General features: G+C 73.1%; 21 protein-coding genes and 1 riboswitch. Of the genes, 5 read left to right on the top strand and 16 right to left on the bottom strand.

Annotated features, from left to right (window positions below; genetic code table 11):
- Nucleotides 1-59: 59 nt before the first annotated feature.
- The 3 genes from QC818_RS08460 (at nucleotide 60) to QC818_RS08450 (ending at nucleotide 5341) form a co-directional block, all read left to right on the top strand.
- Nucleotides 60-2945: an HD domain-containing phosphohydrolase gene (locus QC818_RS08460; RefSeq protein WP_309652409.1), complete on the top strand. Its 2886-nt coding sequence runs from the start codon at nucleotides 60-62 to the stop codon at nucleotides 2943-2945.
- Nucleotides 2946-3092: 147 nt separating this feature from the next.
- A complete protein-coding gene (locus tag QC818_RS08455; protein WP_309652408.1) occupies nucleotides 3093-4358 on the top strand; it encodes a D-alanyl-D-alanine carboxypeptidase family protein in 1266 nt (421 codons plus the stop codon).
- 107 nt (nucleotides 4359-4465) lie between these two features.
- Entirely contained in the window at nucleotides 4466-5341 is an 876-nt protein-coding gene (locus QC818_RS08450; protein WP_309652407.1) for a DMT family transporter, read from the top strand.
- A gap of 7 nt (nucleotides 5342-5348) precedes the next feature.
- Here the strand turns inward: QC818_RS08450 and thiE are convergent, their stop codons facing one another.
- The 13 genes from thiE to QC818_RS08385 all read right to left on the bottom strand — a co-directional run bounded on the left by thiE (nucleotide 5349) and on the right by QC818_RS08385 (nucleotide 15382).
- Entirely contained in the window at nucleotides 5349-5963 is a 615-nt protein-coding gene (gene thiE / locus QC818_RS08445) for a thiamine phosphate synthase (RefSeq protein ID WP_309652406.1), read from the bottom strand.
- Complete coding sequence (thiM, locus tag QC818_RS08440) at nucleotides 5953-6759, bottom strand: hydroxyethylthiazole kinase (RefSeq protein WP_309652405.1); 807 nt, start codon at nucleotides 6757-6759, stop codon at nucleotides 5953-5955. The genes thiE and thiM overlap by 11 nt, the downstream gene beginning before the upstream one ends.
- A gap of 28 nt (nucleotides 6760-6787) precedes the next feature.
- Nucleotides 6788-6885, bottom strand: a riboswitch (TPP riboswitch).
- 49 nt (nucleotides 6886-6934) lie between these two features.
- Entirely contained in the window at nucleotides 6935-7222 is a 288-nt protein-coding gene (locus QC818_RS08435; protein WP_309652404.1) for a hypothetical protein, read from the bottom strand.
- Nucleotides 7223-7310: 88 nt separating this feature from the next.
- Entirely contained in the window at nucleotides 7311-8687 is a 1377-nt protein-coding gene (locus QC818_RS08430) for an ATP-binding protein (RefSeq protein ID WP_309652403.1), read from the bottom strand.
- Nucleotides 8684-9358: a response regulator transcription factor gene (locus tag QC818_RS08425; RefSeq protein WP_309652402.1), complete on the bottom strand. Its 675-nt coding sequence runs from the start codon at nucleotides 9356-9358 to the stop codon at nucleotides 8684-8686. The genes QC818_RS08430 and QC818_RS08425 overlap by 4 nt, the downstream gene beginning before the upstream one ends.
- Before the next feature lie 12 nt (nucleotides 9359-9370).
- Nucleotides 9371-10036: a tetratricopeptide repeat protein gene (locus tag QC818_RS08420; protein ID WP_309652401.1), complete on the bottom strand. Its 666-nt coding sequence runs from the start codon at nucleotides 10034-10036 to the stop codon at nucleotides 9371-9373.
- A complete protein-coding gene (locus QC818_RS08415) occupies nucleotides 10033-10863 on the bottom strand; it encodes an SDR family oxidoreductase (protein WP_309652400.1) in 831 nt (276 codons plus the stop codon). Before QC818_RS08415 ends, QC818_RS08420 begins: the two co-directional genes overlap by 4 nt.
- Entirely contained in the window at nucleotides 10850-11542 is a 693-nt protein-coding gene (locus QC818_RS08410; RefSeq protein ID WP_309652399.1) for a TenA family transcriptional regulator, read from the bottom strand. The genes QC818_RS08415 and QC818_RS08410 overlap by 14 nt, the downstream gene beginning before the upstream one ends.
- A gap of 11 nt (nucleotides 11543-11553) precedes the next feature.
- On the bottom strand, nucleotides 11554-13014 hold the full coding sequence (locus QC818_RS08405; protein ID WP_309652398.1) for an AMP-binding protein: 1461 nt from the start codon (nucleotides 13012-13014) through the stop codon (nucleotides 11554-11556).
- A complete protein-coding gene (locus QC818_RS08400; protein ID WP_309652397.1) occupies nucleotides 13011-13640 on the bottom strand; it encodes a thermostable hemolysin in 630 nt (209 codons plus the stop codon). The genes QC818_RS08405 and QC818_RS08400 overlap by 4 nt, the downstream gene beginning before the upstream one ends.
- Nucleotides 13641-13782: 142 nt before the next feature.
- Nucleotides 13783-14415, bottom strand: a complete 633-nt coding sequence (locus QC818_RS08395; RefSeq protein ID WP_309652396.1) for a peroxiredoxin — start codon at nucleotides 14413-14415, stop codon at nucleotides 13783-13785.
- A gap of 81 nt (nucleotides 14416-14496) precedes the next feature.
- A complete protein-coding gene (locus tag QC818_RS08390; protein ID WP_309652395.1) occupies nucleotides 14497-14979 on the bottom strand; it encodes a C40 family peptidase in 483 nt (160 codons plus the stop codon).
- 58 nt (nucleotides 14980-15037) lie between these two features.
- Nucleotides 15038-15382 (bottom strand): DUF6482 family protein, encoded by a 345-nt coding sequence (locus QC818_RS08385; RefSeq protein WP_309652394.1) that lies wholly within the window; start codon nucleotides 15380-15382, stop codon nucleotides 15038-15040.
- Nucleotides 15383-15634: 252 nt separating this feature from the next.
- Here QC818_RS08385 and gloA point away from each other — a divergent pair, with 252 nt between their 5' ends.
- On the top strand, nucleotides 15635-16174 hold the full coding sequence (gloA, locus tag QC818_RS08380; RefSeq protein ID WP_309652393.1) for a lactoylglutathione lyase: 540 nt from the start codon (nucleotides 15635-15637) through the stop codon (nucleotides 16172-16174).
- Here the strand turns inward: gloA and QC818_RS08375 are convergent.
- Complete coding sequence (locus QC818_RS08375; RefSeq protein ID WP_309652392.1) at nucleotides 16171-16536, bottom strand: hypothetical protein; 366 nt, start codon at nucleotides 16534-16536, stop codon at nucleotides 16171-16173. The genes gloA and QC818_RS08375 overlap by 4 nt on opposite strands.
- Nucleotides 16537-16700: 164 nt before the next feature.
- Between QC818_RS08375 and QC818_RS08370 the strand changes: the two genes are divergently transcribed.
- The gene (locus QC818_RS08370) at nucleotides 16701-17663 is read left to right on the top strand and encodes an ABC transporter substrate-binding protein (protein ID WP_309652391.1); all 963 of its coding nucleotides are present in this window, start codon (nucleotides 16701-16703) and stop codon (nucleotides 17661-17663) included.
- A gap of 75 nt (nucleotides 17664-17738) precedes the next feature.
- On the opposite strand, the gene QC818_RS08365 is transcribed toward QC818_RS08370, so the two are convergent.
- Both QC818_RS08365 and QC818_RS08360 read right to left on the bottom strand, forming a co-directional pair.
- On the bottom strand, nucleotides 17739-18476 hold the full coding sequence (locus QC818_RS08365) for a DODA-type extradiol aromatic ring-opening family dioxygenase (RefSeq protein WP_309652390.1): 738 nt from the start codon (nucleotides 18474-18476) through the stop codon (nucleotides 17739-17741).
- 70 nt (nucleotides 18477-18546) lie between these two features.
- Entirely contained in the window at nucleotides 18547-18930 is a 384-nt protein-coding gene (locus tag QC818_RS08360; RefSeq protein WP_309652389.1) for a DoxX family protein, read from the bottom strand.
- Nucleotides 18931-18970 lie beyond the last annotated feature (40 nt).

Here is an 18970-nt window from a genome sequence, read left to right as displayed (position 1 = left end):
TGGCATATGCTGGAAGGCATCCCCGAACGATGACGGCCCGGCCGTCCCCAGGTGGCTCCATGTCGCGTCGTACCCTGCCGCTCCAGTGGCTGACCGCCCTGTCCATCGTCGGCCTGATGCTGGTGCTGGCGGGCGTGCTGCTGTGGCACGGCGCCCGCGGCGCCGACCAGCTGCTGGTCGGCGCGGTACGCGATACCGGCCGCCAGTTGGCGCTCACCACCGAGGAGCGCGCTCGGCGGCTCGTCGACCCGGCCCGGGTGGTGGTGCATCTGCTGGCCCGGGACGACCTGGCCACCGACCGTCGCCTGGCCGATCGCCTGGCCGACCTGCCGCTGCTGGCCGCGGCCCTGGAGGCCCACCCGGTGGCCAGCGCCGTCTACATCGGCTACGACGACGGCGACTTCCTGTCGCTGCGCCCGCTGTCGGCCCGGCTGTCCGGCGTCTGGCCGCCGGAGATGCCGGCGCTGGAGCGGGCGGCCTACTTGGTGCAGATGGTGACGCGGGACGGCGACGGGCCGGCGCGGGAGGAGTGGCGGCTCTACGACCGTCGGTTGGTGCTGCTGGCGCGCCGCGCCATGCCCGATTTCGACTTCGATCCGCGCACCCGGCCCTGGTATCGCCGAGCCCTGGACGGCGACGGCGAGCGCCTGACCGACCCCTATGTGTTCTTCACCAGCCGCCAGGTCGGCGTGACCCTCTCGCGGCGCAGCGCCGACGGCCGGGCGGTGGTGGGCCTGGACGCCTCGCTGGTCGATCTGGGCCAGGAGATGGCCTCCCTCAAGCTGACGCCGGGCACCCGGCTGGCGGTGATCTCCCCGGCGGGGCGGCTGCTGGCGCACCCCGAGGTCGAGCGGCTGACCGTCGAGGGGCCCGGCGGCATGCGCCTGGCGACCCTCGAGGAGCTCGGCGATCCGGTGCTGAGCCGGCTCGGGGCCGGCGGCGAGGCCGACGAGACGCTGCGCTTCCGGGAGGCCGGCGAGGCCTGGTTCGGCATGCGCCTGCCGTTCCGCGCCCTGGGCGCCGAGCGCGCCCGGCTGCTGGTGGCGGTGCCCGAGGTCGAGCTGCTTGCCGAGACCCGCCGCCTGCTGTGGCAGCGGACCCTGGTGGCCGGCGGCCTGGTGCTGGCGCTGCTGCCGCTGGGGGTCTGGGCCGGGCATCGCATCGGCCGGCCGCTGCGCTCCCTGGCCGAACAGGTCCGTGCCCTGGCGGCCTTCGACTTCGCCGCCTATCGCGGGGTGCGCTCGCCGGTACGCGAGGTGGAGCGCCTGGGCAGCGCCCTGGAGGGCATGGCCGGCAGCGTCGCCGACTTCCAGCGCCTGACCCGCACGCTCAGCGCCGAGCCGCGCCTGGAGGCGATGCTCGACGGCGTCCTCGAGGACCTGCTGCGCATCACCGGCAGCCGGCACGGCGCCATCTACCTGGAGAACGAGGCCGATGCCACCCGCTTCACCTGCCTCGCCGAGCAGCGCCGCGACGGCGAGGGCCGGCCCCTGCCCGAGCGGCTGGCACTCAGCACTCCCGAGGAAGATGGCCTGGCCGACCTGAGCCGCGACCTGGAGGCTCGGGGCTACCTGGTGCAGCCGCTGCGCCACCGCGGCGGACGCCGCCTGGGGCTGCTGCTGCTGGCCCGGCGCGACGAGGCGGCGGACGGCGAGGACCGGCCCTGGCGCCGCTTCGTCGAGGAGATCTCCGGGGCGGCCGCGGTGGCCATCGAGACGCGGCGCCTGCTGGAGGGCGAGAAGCGCCTGCTGGATGCCATCGTCGAGCTGATCGCCGGGGCCACCGATGCCAAGTCGCCGCATACCGGCGGGCACTGCTCCCGGGTGCCGCAGCTGGCCGAGATGCTGCTCGAGGGGGCCCATGAGGCCGCCGCCGGGCCCTTCGCCGCGGAGGTCGTGGACGACGACCGGCGCACGGCCTTCCACCTGGCGGCCTGGCTCCACGACTGCGGCAAGCTGACGACCCCCGACGAGGTCATGGAGAAGGCCACCAAGCTGGAGACCCACTACGACCGCATCCACGAGATCCGCACCCGCTTCGAGGTGCTGTGGCGCGATGCCGACATCGCCTACTGGCGGGGCCGCGCCGAGGGCGGCGACGAGGCGGTCCTCGCCGAGGCCCGGGCGCGGCGGCGCGACGAACTGCAGGAGGCCTTCCGGCTGATCGCCGAGCTCAACCGGGGCGGGGCGGCCCTGGACGACGACCGGGCGCGGCGCCTCGAGGCGATCGCCGAGTGGCGCTGGTGGCGGCACTTCGACGACCGCCTGGGCGTCTCGGACGACGAGGCCGAGCGCCTGGCCCGGGAGCCGGCGCCGCCGTTGCCCGCCGAGGAGCCGCTGCTCGCCGACCGCCCCCGTCATCGCATCGCATGGACGGCCCGGCCGCCGCCGGTGGCCGCGGACGATCCCGCCAACCGCTGGGGCTTCGACATGCGGCCCCCCGAGGTGGCGGGGCACCGCGGCGAGCTCTACAACCTGCGGGTGGCCCGCGGCACCCTGAACGCGGTGGAGCGCTTCCGCATCCAGGAGCACATCGTCCAGACCATCATCATGCTCGAGTCGCTGCCCTGGCCGGCCCACCTGCGCCGGGTGCCGGCGATCGCCGGCAACCATCACGAGCGCATGGACGGCCGGGGCTACCCCCGGGGCCTGGTGCTGGCCGAGGCCAGCCTGGAGGAGCGCATCATGGCGGTGGCGGACGTCTTCGAGGCGCTGACCGCCGCCGACCGCCCCTACAAGCCCGGCATGCCGGTCTCCCGGGCGCTGTCGATCCTGGCCGGCATGGCCCGGGAGGGACACCTGGATCCCGAGGTCTTCGCGCTGCTCCTCGATAGCGGGGTCTGGCGCCGCTACGCGGAGCGCTTCCTGGCGCCGGACCAGCGGGATGCGGTGGATGTCGCGGCCCTCAAGGCCGCGGCGGGGCTCGCCGACGACGATAGAAGATGAAAATGCCCGTGACGGCCGCTATTCGCCCTGTACAGGGCATCGTCGTGGGTCATAATGCTCTCATGTAGCGTGTCATTCATCAGGGGAACTCCGATGCAGCCCAACCCGGTTCCAGGCGGGCGAGCCCTCGCCGTCGTCCTTCTCGCCATGACCGCCCTGCTGCTGGCCAGCGTGGCGCAGGCCGGCAATCCCCGCTATGCGGGCATCGTCATCGATGCCGACAGCCACGAGATCCTCTATGCCGAGAACGCGGAGGCGCCGCGCTACCCGGCCTCGCTGACCAAGATGATGACCCTCTACCTGCTGTTCGAGGCGCTGGAGGGGCGCAGCCTGAGCCTGGACCAGCCGCTGCCGGTGTCCCGGGCGGCCGCCGCCATGCCGGCCACCAAGCTCTACCTCCAGCCCGGGGATCGCATCCCGGTGGAGACGGCGATCGAGTCGCTGATCGTGCGCTCGGCCAACGACGTGGCCGTGGTGGTGGCCGAGGCGCTGGGCGGCAGCGAGCGCCACTTCGCGCGGATGATGACCGCCCGGGCCCGGGAGATGGGCATGCGCGACACCACCTTCCGCAACGCCTCCGGCCTGCCCGACGACGCCCAGGTCACCACCGCCCGCGACATGGCCGTGCTGGCCCGCCGGCTGATGCTGGACTTCCCCCAGTACTACCCCTACTTCTCGCTGCAGCGCTTCACCTGGCGGGGCAAGACCTATCGCGGGCACAACCGGCTGCTGGCCGACTATCCCGGCGCCGACGGCCTCAAGACCGGCTTCATCCGCGCCTCCGGCTTCAACGTCGCGACCTCGGCGGTTCGCGACGGCCGCCGCATGCTGTCGGTGGTGATGGGCGGCTTCACCGCCGCCTCCCGGGACGAGCACATGGCCGACCTGCTGGATCGCGGCTTCGTGCGGGCCTCGCTGTCCGACGGCGCCGGCTGGCTGGCGCGCACCGCCATCACCGACGAGCGCCTGATGCCGCGCCGCGCCGCGCCCATGCCGCCGCCCACCGGCGGGATGCTGGCCGCCCGGAAGGCCGACGCGCCGGCGCCCGAGGCCGCGGCTCGGCCCGCCCCCGAGGGCGGCGGCGTGGCGCCCTCGCGCGACGAGGTGGTGGTGGCCGCCGCCGAGGCGGATCCGCTGCGCTCGCTGATCGCCGAGCAGGCGTCGGTCGCCGGCGGCGGCTGGGGCGTGCAGGTCGGGGCCTTCCGCGACCCCGGCGACGCCCGGCGACTGGCCGACCGCGCCGCCGCGCGCCTGGCGGCGGAGCTGGCCGAGGCGCGGGTCGCCGTGCCCCTGGCCGAGGGCGCCGGCGTCTACCGCGCCCGCCTGGTGGACCTGCGCGAGGGTCAGGCGCGCAGCGCCTGCCGTCGCCTCGAGGCTCAGGGCATGGACTGCATGGTGGTCAGCAGCCGCTGAGGGTTGCCGCCCTTCCTCATTCCGATTAGCGTGGAGGATTCCCGCCCCGTCGGCTCGCCGACGGGGCGGTTTCCGTCCATGCGCATCACCACCGGGAGGCGGCCGCCATGTCAGCGTCGTTCAAGGGAATCCTCTTCATGTGCGGCGGTGTGCTGTGCCTCGCCCTGGGGGACGCGATCACCAAGTGGCTGGGCGAGACCCACTCGCCGCTGCAGATCATCTTCTTCCGCACCCTGGTCTCGCTGCCGCTGATCGCCCTGATCGCCCGCTACAACGGCGGCCTGCGCACCCTGCGGACCCGGCGGCCGGGCATCCACCTGCTGCGCGGGCTGATCTTCGCCGCGACCATGATCTGCTTCATGTGGGGGCTGACCCTGCTGCCCCTGGCCGAGACCACCGCCATCGCCTTCGCCGCCCCGCTGTTCGTCACCCTGCTGTCGGTGCCGCTGCTCGGCGAGCGGGTCGACCTGCCCACCACGCTGGCCACCGCCCTGGGCTTCGTCGGGGTGCTGGTGGTGGTGCGGCCCGGCGGCGAGAGCTTCCAGCCCGGGGCCCTGGTGGTGGTGGCCGCCGCGATCTTCTACGCCCTGACCATGATCACCGCCCGCCGCTACGGCGACCGGGAGCACCTCTGGGCCATGGTCTTCTACACCACCCTGGTGCCGCTGGTGATCTCCACCCTGACCCTGCCCTGGGTGTGGCAGACGCCGGCGCCGCTGCACTGGCCCGCCTTCCTGGTGGCCGGGGTGCTCGGGGTGGGCGCCATGACCGGCCTGACCCTGGCGTTCCGCTACGCGCCGGCGGCGCTGGCCGCGCCCTTCGACTACACGGCGCTGCTGTGGGCGGTGCTGCTGGGCTGGTGGTTCTGGGACGAGGTGCCCGACCTCTGGGTCTTCGCCGGCGGCACCCTGATCATCGCCAGCGGCCTGGCCATCGCCTATCACGAGCGCCGCACGGCGCTGAATCGCCGCCCCAGCGCCTGACCCCGCGTCAGCGACGCGGGAAGGCGCGGGCCGCGGCCTCCGGGTCCGGGGTGCCGCAGATCGCCGAGATCACCGCCAGGCCGTCGGCCCCGGCCTGGCGCACCGGCTCGACATGCTCGGCCTTGAGCCCGCCGATGGCCACCGTGGGCAGTGGGCTGGCGGCGGCCAGTTCGGCCAGCCCCTCGAAGCCCAGCGGCTCGGCGTGATCGCGTTTGGAGGGGGTGGCGAACACCGGGCCCAGGCCCAGGTAGTCGAGGCGGCCCGCCTCCAGGCGGGCCAGCTGGGCTCGAGTCTGCACCGACAGGCCGAGGATGGCCTCGGGACCCAGGGCCGCCCGGGCCTCGGCCACCTCGCCGTCGTCCTGGCCGATGTGCAGGCCGTCGGCGCCGCTGGCCAGGGCCACCTCGAGGCGGTCGTTGATGATCAGCGGCACCCCGCTGCCGGCCAGGGCGGCCTTGAGCCGGCGGGCCAGCGGAATCAGCTCGGCGTCGGGGGCGTGCTTGTCGCGCAGCTGGACGACGCTGACCCCGCCGCGCACCGCGGCGAGCACGGTCGCCTCCAGGCCATGGGCCGCGCACAGCTCGGGATCGGTCACCAGGTAGAGGGAGAGATCAAGGCGCATCGGTCAGCTCCAGGCGGGCGTGCTCGGTGAGGGTGGTCGCGTCGAGGGCATGCAGGGCGTCGAGGAAGGCCACGGCGAAGCTGCCCGGGCCGCGGGCGGCCTCGCCGGCCTGCTCGCCGGCCACCGCATAGCTCGCCAGGGCCGCCACGGTGGCCGCGAAGGGATCCTCGGCACCGGCCAGGAAGGCGCCCACCACCCCGCTCAGCGAGCAGCCCAGGGCGGTGACCCGGGGCATCAGGGGGTGGCCGCCGGCCACGCGGGCCAGGCGCGTGCCGTCGGTGACCAGGTCGCGCTCGCCGGTGACCGCCACCACCGCGCCGCTCCGGCGGGCCAGGCTCGCCGCGGCGGCCTCGGCGCCCTCGGGCGCCGCGGTGCTGTCCACCCCGCGCCCGCCGCCGGTGCGTTCGGCCAGGGCCAGGATCTCCGAGGCGTTGCCGCGGATCACGCTCGGGGCCAGGGCCAGCAGGCGGTCGCCGGCCTCGCGACGGAAGCGGGTCGCGCCCACCGCCACCGGGTCGAGCACCCAGGGGGTGCCCGCCGCCGTCGCGGCGCGGGCGGCATCGTCCATGGCGTCGAGCCAGTGGGGCGAGAGGGTGCCGATGTTCAGCGTCAGGGCGCCGGCCAGGGCCGCGAACTCGGCGGCCTCCTCGCGGGCATGGACCATGGCCGGCGAGGCGCCCAGGGCGAGCAGCACATTGGCCATGGGGTTCATGGCGACGTGATTGGTGATGTTGTGGACCAGCGGGGTGGTCGCGCGCACGCGGGTCAGGTGCGCGGCGGGATCGAGGGAATGCATCGGGCCTCCTGGCGAGGGGAGGCGCGGGCGTGGGGCCGGCACGACTCCCTCCGCCGGCATTATCCGGGTCAGGTGGTGAGGGTGCCTCTCAGCCGGCGGCTCCCGCCGACGCCCCTGTCGTCTGGCGTCACTATCCCCCGGCGGGCCCGCCCTTGTAAAGCGCCGGCCCGCCGGGTCAGGCGGCCAGCTGGAGCGCGACCAGCGTCAGCAGGCCGGCCTGGGTGAAGTGGCGCAGGCCGGCCGCCGGGCAACGGGCCTCGTCCTCGGGGCTGGCCGCCGGGGCCTCCGGGCGCAGCAGCGCCAGGGCGGCGGCGGCGAGGCTGGCCAGGCCCAGCGGCAGGCCGGCCACCCCCCAGCAGGCGATCGTCCAGCCCGCGGCGAGCACCAGCAGGCCGGCGGCCGTCAGCCAGGCCGTGCGGCGCAGGCGGTCGTCGAGCGGCATCGGGTTCGGGGTCGTCATCATGGTGCATCCTGTTGTTGTGTCGCGGTCGATGAAACCACGCTAGCGGCGTTGGCTTAACGCCGGCTTAAATAACGATGACAGGACGATGTCAGGCGCGGGGCAGCCGGACCTTGACCCGCAGCCCGCCCCCGGGCGCGGTGTCCAGCCACAGCCGGCCGCGATGGCGCTGGACCAGGCGATCGACGATCGATAGGCCGAGCCCGGCGCCGGCCCCGGGGCCGGCACGGTGGAAGCGTTCCAGCACCTGGCGGCGCTGGTGCTCGGGAATGCCGGGGCCCCGGTCGTCCACCCGCAGGGTCAGGGCCGCCGGCTCGGCCGCCAGGGCGAGGTCGATGCGGCTGCCGGCCGGCGAATGGTGCATGGCATTGCCGACCAGGTTCTGCAGCAGCGTCTGGATCGCCCCGGGTTCGGCGCGCAGTCGCCAGTCGGCGTGCTCGTCGGCGTCGAGGCGGATGTCCTGGCCGCGCTCGGCGGCCAGCGGCAGCAGCTCGGCCAGCGCCTCGCGGGTCTCGTGGAGCAGGTCGCCGTCCTGCGGCACGGCCGCCGACTCCTGGTCGGGCTCCAGCCGTGCCAGGGTCAGCAGCTGGCTGACCAGTCGGGTCGCGCGGGCCACGCCGTCGCGCAGCTGGGTCAGCGCCTCGCGCCGGTCATCCGGGTCCCGGGTGGCGAGGGCGTTCTGGGCATGAAGGTCGAGCACCGCCAGGGGCGTGCGCAGCTCGTGGGCGGCATCGGCGATGAAGCGTTTCTCGCGCTGACGCAGGTCGCGAAGCCTCGCCAGCAGGCGGTTGAGGGCGCCGACGATGGTCGACAGCTCGCGCGGCAACGGCTCGGCCGCGATCGGCTGGAGGTTGTGGGGATCGCGATTCTGGATCTGGCGGGCCAGGCGCGACAGCGGGCGCAGCCCCCAGCCGATCGCCCACCACAGCAGCGCCGCCAGCGCCGGCAGGCCGAGCAGGTCGGGGAGCAGGGTACGCAGGGCGATGGCGGTGACCAGCTCGCCGCGTACGTCCTCGCGCTCGCCGACCAGCACCCGGAGGCCGTCGTTCGGCGGGCTCAGGGCGAAGACCCGCCATTCGCGATCGGCCAGGGTCACGTCGCCGTAGCCGTCCTGGCGGGCGGTGAAGGGGCGGCGGGGAGCGCTGGACGAGCGCAGCAGCAGCCGCTCGCCCCGCCAGACCTGGAAGGCCACCTTGCCCTCGTAGCGATGCCCGGCGATGCGCTGATCGGCCTGCTCGGCGCGCTGCAGGGCGCTGTCCAGGGTGGCCAGCAACGCATCGCGACGCGCCTCCGGCAGCGGCGCGCGCATCAGCCCCTCCAGCAGGCGGGCGTTCTGGGCCAGGCGGGCATCGAACAGCTCCTCCACCTCATGGGCGGCGTCGCGGTAGCTGGTGATGCCGATCGCCAGCATGCTCGCCACGAAGACGCCCAGCACGATGCACAGGGTACGGCGGCGGATCGAGGTCATGGAGCCTCGTCCGCCTTGTCCATGACGTAGCCGATGCCGCGCAGCGTGCGGATCAGCTCGGGGAAGAGCTTGCGGCGCAGGTGGTGCACGTGCACCTCGATGGCGTTGCTCTCGACATCGTCCTCCCAGCCATAGACCAGCCGGGTCAGGGTGTCCCGGGTGAAGACCCGGCCGGGGTGGCTCAGGAACTCCTGCAGCAGGGTGAATTCGCGGCGCGACAGCGCCACCGGCTCGCCCCGGCAGGTGACTCGACGGGTTCCCGGGTCCAGGCAGACGCCGCGATGGCGGAGCTCGCTGCTGGCGTGACCCTGGCTGCGGCGCAGCAGGGCCCGGAGCCTGGCCTTGAGCTCGTCGACCTCGAAGGGCTTGATCAGGTAGTCGTCGGCGCCGGCGTCCAGCCCCTGGATGCGATCCTCGACCCCGTCGCGGGCGGTCAGCACCAGCACCGGGACCCGGTTGCCGGCCCGGCGCAGCCGTTCCAGTACCCGGAGGCCGTCGAGCCGGGGCAGGCCCAGGTCGAGGATCACCGCATCGAAGGGCTCTTGATCCTGGAGGGCGGCCAGGGCGCTGGCGCCATCGGCCAGGATGTCCACGGTATAGTGCTCGGGCTTGAGCGCCAGGCGAATGCCCGACGCCAGGCTGGGGTCGTCCTCCACCAGCAGTATGCGCATGGCCGGTCCTTGTCAGTCATCCAGCGTATCGAGCAGCGCGCGGACCTCCGCACGGCGTCCGGCGTCGGCGCGCTCGCGGCCGGGGCGCGGCGACGCCTCGAGGGCGTGGCGCAAGGCCTGGCGGGCCTCCCGGTCGCGGCCCTGCTCGTGCAGATAGTCGCCCCAGAAGTAGAGGCTGTCGAGCCCGTCGGGCGAGACGGCCAGCCCGCGCTGCAGGTAGCGCTCGGCTCGCTCATCGTCGCCGAAGGACACCGGCCAGCCGGGCACCCGGTAGTAGAGCGCGCCGAGGCTGGTGTAGGCGGCGCCGTCGAGCGCCAGCGGATCCAGCGACAGCGCGGTCTCCAGCGACTCGCGGGCCTGCTTGACCAGGCTCAGCGCGGCGAGCCCGCCGCGGGCTCCGGCCTGGGTGGAGCGCACGATGCCGGCCCAGGCATGCAGCGCCGCGGCGTCGGGGTGGGCCGCGACGGCCCGTTCGGCACGCTCGGCCAGCGCCGCATAGGCGTCTTCCCGCTGGTCCTCGGGCAGGTCGTAGCGGATCGCCGCCCAGCGCGATTGCAGGCCCGACAGGGCGTCGGCGACCGCCGGCTCCATGGCCAGGGCGGATGTCGCCGGCGCGGCGACCAGGGCGGCCAGCGTCGAGAACGCGGCGAGGCGCAGGGGGGCGAAACGGCGCATCATGGCATGTCTCCCTTGGCGGGGGCGAGGAAGCGGCGGATGGTCGGCAGCTGGCGGCGCAGGGCACGATCGATCAGCCCCGGGCACAGGGCGTTGAGCCGGGCGAAGAGCGGCTCGGCGCCCCCCAGGCGGGTTTCCTTGCGGCCGCGCTCGATGGCCCGGCGCACCTGGATGGCGACCGTCTCCGGGTCGTCCATGGCGTTGCCCAGCGCCTGGTTCAGCTCCTCCATCGCCGGCGCGTTCATGGCGGTGCGGGTGGCCCGCGGCGCGACGTAGAGCACCCGCACCGGGGTGTCGGCCAGCTCGCGGCGCAGCGCCTGGGTGAAGCCGTGGAGGGCGAACTTGGTGGCGCAGTAGGCGGCCTGGCCGGGATAGCCGATATGGCCGAAGGCCGAGCCCAGGTTGACCACCCGCCCCGGCTCGGCGCGGCGCAGCAGCGGCAGCAGGGCGCGGGTCAACTGCAGGGTGGCGGTCAGGTTGGTGGTCACCAGCCACTCGAGGGTGGCATCGTCGCTGTCCTCGAACAGCTCGGCGCGGTTGGCGCCGGCGGCGTTGATCAGCATGGTGCAGTCCAGCCGCTCGGCGATCGTGGCCAGCCGGTCGCGATCCTCGGCGCGGGTCAGATCGGCCGCCTGGGCGGTGACCTGCCCCGGGTGGCGGCGACACAGCGCCTCCAGCGTGGCGGCGTCGCGGCCTGTGACCAGCAGCCGGGCGCCGGCGCCGGCGAGCTCGTCCACCAGCGCCTGGCCGATGCCGCCGCTGGCGCCGGTGATCAGCACCCGCTGGCCGAGCCAGCCCTCCGCGAAGTGCTTGCGATCAGGCCAGGGCATCGGTGAGCTCCCGGGCGGCCTCGCCCCCCGTGCAGCGGGCGGTGATGCCCCGGAACATGGCGCCGTAGAGGCGATAGACCATGCGTGCGGCCTCGATCACCGCGTCCAGATCGTCCTCGTCGAGGCGGTCGATCAGTGTCTCGAAGAAGGCCAGGTGGCCGACGTCGAGGCTGCCGTGGGAGCTCAGGTAGCGCACGGCGTCGTCGGGTAGCCCGAGGCTCGCCTGGAGCCGTTCGGCGGCGCGGGTGGCCACCGCGGTGCTGGTGCCCTCGAGCACCTGGACCATGCCGAAGAAGGCCACCGGATTGCCGTGCTCGATCCGGTCGCGCACGTAGGCCACCATCAGCGCCGTGGCCGGGTCGGGCGTCGCGGCGGCGGCCGCCTCGGGATCGCCGCCGGCGGCGCGGATGTCGTCGAGGATCCACTGCTCGTGGCCGTATTCCTCCTCGATGTATTCCACCAGGGCGCCGCGCAGCCAGCCCAGCCGGTTGGGCAGACGGGCGCCGCAGGCCATCATCAGCGGCACCGTGAAGCGCACGTGATGGTAGGCCTGGCCGAGGAAGGCCAGGTACTCGTCCCGGCCGACCTCGCCCCGCGTGGCGCGGGTCATCATGGGCGTGGCCAGCAGCCAGTCGCGCTCGGCGCGGGTGGCATCCTGCAGGCGTTGATAGGCACTCATGGGTTCACTCCTCAGCCGTTGTGGTGCGTCGGGGCGTCGGCCGTGGCACCGCACAGCCAGTCGCGATGGACGGCCAGGATGGCGGCGCGGCGCAGGCGGCCGTTGGCCGTCAGCTGGTCGTTGCGGACCGTGAAGGGCGCGCAGCGGCGCCACTCGCCGACCCGGGCGTAGTCGGGCAGGGTGGCGTTGGCGGCGGCGATCTCGGCGTCGATGACGTCGTCGGAGAGCCCTGCGGCCGCGGGCACGATCAGCGCCCGGTTATGCGTCAGGGCCTCGCCGTGGACCATGGCCTGGGCGATGCCCGGCCGGATGGCGAGCACGCCCTCCACCCACTGGGGATCGACGTTGCGCCCGTAGGCGGTGACGAAGACCTCGCGACGCCGGCCCTCCAGCACCAGGGCGTCGCCTTCCCGGCGGCCCAGGTCGCCGGTGGCGTGCCAGCTTGACGCCGGGGGCTCGCCTAGATAGCCGAGCATGGTGGCGCCGGCCACCTCGACCTCGCCGTCGTCGCCGATGCGGATCCGGGCGTGGGGCAGCGGGCGGCCCACGCCGCGGGGCGTCTCCCCGGGGCGGTTGAGGCACACCACCGAGGCACACTCGGAGAGGCCGTAGCCCTCCACCACCGGCCAGCCGGCGGTCAGGGCGCGCTCGAGCAGCGGCTCGGCGAGCCGGGCGCCGCCCACCGCCACCAGGCGCAGCCCCGCCGGGGCGGCGGGCGCGGCGTCCACCAGCGCCTGGAGCTGCTGGGGTACCAGGATCAGGCTGTGGGGGCGGTAGCGTTCGATGGCGGCCAGTGCCGTCGCGGCGTCGAAGCCGCTGGCGCCTTGCCAGCCGAGTTCGGCGGCGCCGGGCAGGGCGACGCCGGCGCCGAGCCACAGCGGCAGGTAGAGTCCGCCGAGGTTCTCGAGCAGGGTGGCCAGCGGCAGCATCCCCAGATGGCGCTCGATGCGTGCCGGGGCGATCGCCTCGGCGAGGCTGGTCGCCACCGTCAGCACCGCCTCGGTGTCCAGGCATACGCCCTTGGGCGCGGCGCTGGTGCCGGAGGTGAAGGTGATGCGGGTGGTGCCGGGGTGCAGCGCCGGCAAGATCGGTGCCGCGCGGGTGGCGATTGACGGGTCCCGGCCGGCGCGAAAGCCCAGGGGCTCGGCCCCCGGCCCGATCCAGGCGTCCAGGCCGGCGGCGCTCACCAGGTGGCGGCGCTGGGCAGCGTGGAAGAAGGCCGGCACCGGCACCGCGACCCGCTCCTCGGCGAGCAGCGCCAGGTCCCAGAGCGCCCACTCCAGGCCGTTGTCCAGCGCCAGCCCGACCCGCCGGCAGCCGCAGGTCGCCAGGCGCGCGCGGCGCCGCTCGAGTTCCGCGAGCAGGCCGGCGTAGTCGAGGCGCCGGCGTCCGTCGTCCAGGGCCGTGGCCCCGGGGCGCGCCGCGGCGTGCTCGGCCAGCCGCGCCAGGAAGGCGTCGCGTCGCGAGGTCATCGCGCGGCGCTCCCGGACAGGGTGGGGCGTCGTCCGTCGGCCTGGAGCCGATGCCAGGCCGCCTGCAGGTCGCCGGCCATGACCCAGGGGTGGCGGTCGTAGTAGCGGCCCCAGTCCCGGCGGGCAGCGTCGTCCAGCCAGCGCGGGTCGGCGAGGCACAGCGGCAACGGCTCGATGCCCAGGCGACGGATGCCGTTGGCCACCTCGGGGATGGCGGTGAACAGCACCCAGCCCACGCCCTCCGCGGCCAGCTGGGCGATCAGGTGCAGGAACAGGCCGCCCTGGAGGCCGCGGCGGGCGGTCGCGAGGTTGCCGATCTCGGCGATGCGCGCACGCGGCACCTCGACACCGAGTCGCCGGCCGAGGTGGACCTCGGCCGGGGCATCCAGGTAGCCCTCCTGGAAGAGCGGGGCCCGGTGGGCGTGGCGCACGCCGACGGCCGCCAGCGGCGTCTGTTGCTGCCACAGGCCGAACAGGCGCGGCAGGAAGCGGGTGATGCGGGCGTCATGCTCGGCGGCGAAGCGGCGTTGGATCAGCCGCGCCAGGCGGCGTCGCTCGCTCCAGTGGCGAGCCTCGCGCCAGTCCAGCGAGGCAGCGGGCGACAGGCGGGCGGCGGGCAGGGGCATCGGGGCGTCTCCGTGACGGTTCCCCGATAGTGTGGGAGGCGCAACTTAACGCAGGCTTAACCCCGCAACGCCTCGCGCGGCGGCACGGGAGAGACGGCAGGACGCCGGCCCGGAGGCCGGCGTCGTCTCGGTGGGGGCGCGATCACTTCGGCTGCTTGACCAGGCGCAGGTAGGGTTTCTGCTCGTCCCAGCCGTCCGGGAACAGCTTGGCGGCCTCCTCGTTGCTCAGCGCGGGGACGATGATGCAGTCGTCGCCGTGGCACCAGTTCACCGGGGTGGCCAGCTTGTGGCGGTCGGTGAGCTGCAGGCTGTCGAGCACCCGCAGGATCTCGTCGAAGTGGCGCCCGGTGCTGGCCGGGTAGGTCAGCGTCAGGCGAATCTTCTTGTTCGGGTCGATGATGAAGACGCTGCGCACCGTGAGGGTGTCGTTGGCGTTGGGGTGGATCATGTCGTAGAGGTCGCTGACCTTGCGGTCGGCGTCGGCCAGCAGCGGGAAGTTCAGGGCGCAGCCTTGGGTCTCCTGGATGTCGCCGGCCCAGGCCTTGTGGTCGTCCAGCGGATCCACCGACAGGCCGATCACCTTGGTGTTGCGCTTCTCGAACTCCGGCTTGAGGCGCGAGACCTCGCCGAGTTCGGTGGTGCACACCGGGGTGAAGTCCTTGGGATGGGAGAACAGGATCACCCAGCTGTCGCCGGCCCAGTCGTGGAAGTGGATGGGCCCTTCGGTGCTTTCCTGGGTGAAGTCGGGCGCGGTATCGCCGAGTCGCAGTGACATGGTGGCCTCCTGTGTCGCAGTGGGGCATCGCGGCCGATGCCGTGAAGTGTCGCCAAGGGCCTCGTCGCCTGTGCCCGAGCCTCAGGGGGCCGGGGCGGCGGCGCCGAGGAAGCGTTCCTGCCAGTAGTCCAGCGACAGCGAGGTGACGCTCACCTCGCGGCCGCGTCCCGGGGCATGGATCATCTCGCCGTCGCCCAGGTAGATGCCCACGTGGCTGGCCTCGCCGCCGCCGGCGGTGTCGAAGAACAACAGGTCGCCGGGGCGGGCGCGCTCGATCGGGGGCAGGCGTTCGTGCTGGCGCCGCGAGGTGCGGGGGAGGGGGATGCCGGCCCGGGCATAGGCGCGCTGCACCAGTCCCGAGCAGTCCAGCCCCGCCTCGTCGGTGCCGCCGTAGCGATAGGGAATGCCCAGCGACTGCCGCGCCTCGGCCAGCACCAGGGCGCGGTCCATCGACAGGCCGTCACCGTCCTGGGTGGCCAGGGGCGGGCCGGCACAGCCGCTCAGGATCAGCAGCGCCAGCCACAGCAGGCAGCGGGCGCGGTCGAGGGATGGAAGTCTGGGCACGTCATGCCTCCACGGGGACCGCCTCCCACTCTAGTCCCTCGCCCGGGGCTTGTGAATATCAGCGGAAGGCGATGCGCGTGCCGTGGGTGAGCATCTCGTCCGGGGTCATGGCGTGGCCGGGCACGCCGATCATCTCGTCGCCGCACTGATCCGCCCAGGTCAGCACCCCATGGGTCAGCCCCAGGTCGCCCAGCAGGTCGCGGATCTCGCCGGTGCCGAGGAAGGTGCAGGTCTTGCCGTCCTTGTCGGAGAGCACCGAGATGCCGTTGGCATGGTGGAAACGCACCGTGTAGATGCCGTCCATCGACTCCACCTCGACGATGGGCGAGAGCCCGTGGGACAGGGCATGGGCGAGCTGCTTGAGGGTGATGTGATCCCCCAGGCTCATGTCGATCGAGGTCATGGGCGCGGCCTCCTGGTTGGCGGGTTGTACAGATAATGTAGAGTCTTGCCCGGGATCCCGCCAATGCGGATTCTGCACGCTCGTTGCATCCCGGTATGCCGGCTCCGCACCGCGAGGCGTGATGCCGAGCATTGCGTGTATAGGTGTTGTATCACAATGCTCGGGCGGCGATCATGGCGTCGGGGGTGGAAAAGTCGCCCCGCCGCCTCCATACCCGGTATCCGACGATCGACACCCGGAAAAGGAGATCCCATGAGCTTCCAAGGCGAGCAACATCCCGGCGTCAAGACGCCCACCGCCGACACCGAAGGCTTCCGCCTCAATCACACCATGCTGCGCGTCAAGGATCCCGAGGCGGCCCTGGCCTTCTACTCGCGGGTCTTCGGCATGCGCGTGCTGCGTCGCCTCGACTTCGAGGAGATGCAGTTCTCGCTGTACTTCCTGGCCCGGCTCGAGGAAGGCGATCGTGTGCCGGAGGACACCGAGGAGCGCACCGTCTGGACCTTCGGCCAGAAGGGGCTGCTGGAGTTGACCCACAACTGGGGCACCGAGGACCAGGCCGACTTCGCCTACCACGACGGCAACGCCGAGCCCCAGGGCTTCGGGCACATCTGCTTCTCGGTGCCGGACCTGGACGCCGCCGTGGCCTGGTTCGACGCCAACGAGGTCGAGTTCGTCAAGCGCCCCGACCAGGGCAAGATGAAGGACGTGGTCTTCGTCAAGGACGTCGACGGCTACTGGATCGAGGTGGTCGAGGCGGCTCGGATGGTGGGCAAGGGCGACGGTCGCTAACCGAACATCAGGTCCCCGTAGCTCCAGATCAGCGTGCCCATGACGATGGCCAGGTAGCAGACGTAGGGGATCGAGTGCCAGAAGCGCCCGATGACGCGCACCCAGCGGGCCGGGCCGCGGCCGGCCCGCGGCCCCTGGCGTTCCACGCAGCGCAACCAGTAGGTGCGGTGATACTGCACCCCCACCGAGAACAGCACCATCAGGGCGCCGGAGCGCTGGAACCACTGGCCGTCGCCGGTCGCGTGGCTGGCGTAGGCGGAGGCCAGCACCGGCAGGGTGGCCAGCAGCATCAGCAGCACCTCGATGGCGTAGTCACGCTGCGAGGGCTCGGCCCGGGCGGCATCGGAAGGCGTCGGCGACATGGCGGCGTCCCTTGGCGAGGAGGATGCCGTTGTGTCGCGCGCGCTGCGGCGAGCTTACGCGCCTAGCGTTGACGTCGAGTGGAGCGGGCGTCCTTGTCGCCCCGCGATGCGGCCGATAAGGTCGCCGCGTGTTTCACGATGGCGCATCCCGCCAAGGAGTCCCGATGAAAGTGTCCCATCGCCCCCTGTCGCTGGCCCTGGCCGGCTCCCTGCTGGCCGTCAGCGGCCTGGCTCACGCCGAGGAGCCGGCCCAGGTCCGCTTCTCGGTCCCCGCCTGGCCCGGCGTGACCGTCAAGACGACCCTCGCCTCCACGCTGCTCGAGACCCTCGGCTACGCCCCCCAGCAGGCCGAGCTCGGCTCCACCATCACCTATCAGGCGCTGAACCAGAACGAGCTCGACGCCTTCCTCGCCGCCTGGCTGCCCGCCCAGCAGGGCATGTACGACACCAGCTTCGAGGGAGACGACGTCAAGCTCGTCGATCTGGGCAACAACGTCGACGGCGCCCGCCTGGGCTTCGCCGTGCCGACCTACGTCTACGAGGCCGGCCTGACCTCCGCCGAGGACCTGGACAAGGCCGAGTTCGCCGACAGGCTGAACCGCACCATCTACTCCATCGAGGTCGGCTCCGGCATGAGCGACACCCTCAACGGGGCGGTGGACGACGACACCTACGGCCTGGGCGACTGGACCCTGTCCGAGACCTCCACGCCGGGCATGCTCAGCGCCGTGAACAGCGCCATCGACCGCGAGGAGTGGATCGTCTTCGCCGGCTGGACGCCGCACTGGATGAACATCGAGTATGACGTGCGCTACCTCGACGACACCCAGGACATGTGGGGCCCGGACGGCGGCCGCAGCGACGTTCGCACCCTGGTCACCGGCGCGTTCGCCGAGTCCAACCCCAACGCCACCCGGCTGCTCGACCAGCTGGAGTTCACCGCCGAGCAGCAGAGCGCGATGATTCGCGGCTTCAGCTACGAGGAGCGCGATCCCGAGGTGGTGGCCCTGGAGTGGCTGCGCGAGCACCCCGCGCGGGTCGAGGCCTTCCTGGACGGCGTGACCACCCGTGACGGCGAGCCGGCCTGGCCGGTGGTCCAGCAGGCGCTGGAGATTCCGGACGCCTGATGCGCGCGATGCGCCCCTACGCAAGAGGCCGCCCCGAAGGGCGGCCTCTTGCGTTATTGGGCCGGCGAGTCTGGTTCAGGCGAAGGCGTAGAGATCCATCGCCAGCACGCCGTGCTCGACGCTGTGGTGCAGCCGCTCGGCGGGCCCGCCGGCGCCCATGGCGACCAGCAGGGGCTGGAAGTGCTCGGGCGAGGGATGATTGTCCCGCGCCCTGGGCGCGGCCTGCCAGTCGAGCAGGGCGTCGCGGTCGTCGGCCGCCAGGCGCTCGTGCACCCAGTCGCCGAAGGCGGTGACCCAGTCGGGCGCCGGCGCCTCGAGCGCGTCCAGGGCCATCAGGTCGTGGGTCAGGCTGCCCGAGCCGACGATCAGCACGTTCTCCTCGCGCAGCGCGGCGAGCTTCTCTCCGAGTGCCACCAGCTCGGCGTTGGACCAGGCGGTGGGCAGCGACAGCGAGACCACCGGGATATCGGCCTCGGGGAACATCAGCGACAGCGGTACCCAGGCGCCGTGATCCAGGCCGCGCTCCACCGGCACGGCGTTGAGCTCGCGGGCCAGGCGCCGGGCCAGGTGGGGCTCGCCCGGGGCCGGGTACTGGCACTCGAACAGCGCGCGGGGGAAGCCGCCGAAGTCGTGGAGGGTCTCGGGGCGCTCGCTGGTACTGACCATCAGGCGCCGGCTCTCCCAGTGGGCCGAGACGACCACCACCGCGGCGGGGCGCAGGCGCCGGCCCAGCTCGCGCAGGAACTCGTGGGCCGGGGTCGGCGTCAGCGCCAGCATGGGCGAGCCATGGGAGAGGAAGAGGCTGGGTAGCATGGTGAGTGGGGCTCCGGGACGCGAGGCGGCCACGCCCGAGGGCGTGGCCGGCGAGAGGGTGAGAGGAGGATCAGGCGACGCGGGGGCTGAGGATCAGGCGGCCGCCGCCGAGACCGGCCTGGGCCAGCAGGGCCAGGGCCCAGAAGACCGGGTATTCCCAGCCGCCGCCTTCGTTGGAGAACACCCAGCCGTTGCCGGCGTGGGCCCAGGCGGCGCCGAGCAGCACCGGCACCAGGGCCAGGCTCACCCAGCGGGTGTAGACGCCGAGGATCAGCGCCAGGCCGCCGCCGACCTCCGCCAGGATGGTCAGGTGGGCCAGCACGCCGGGCAGGCCCAGGGACTCGAAGAAGGCCACGGTGCCCGGCACGGTGAAGACGAAGACCTTGAGCAGGCCGTGGGCCAGGGTGAAGACGCCGAGGGTCAGGCGGAGCAGGGTGATGGCGTTGTTCTGCATGGGGGAAACCTCCAGGGGCGTTGTCGTGTTGTCAGGGTAT

This window comes from Halomonas koreensis, from assembly GCF_031451675.1.
In the GTDB taxonomy this organism is placed as follows: Bacteria; Pseudomonadota; Gammaproteobacteria; order Pseudomonadales; family Halomonadaceae; genus Halomonas; species Halomonas koreensis.
Note: the sequence above shows the minus strand (reverse complement) of the source record. Positions and strands in the feature narration are given on the sequence as shown.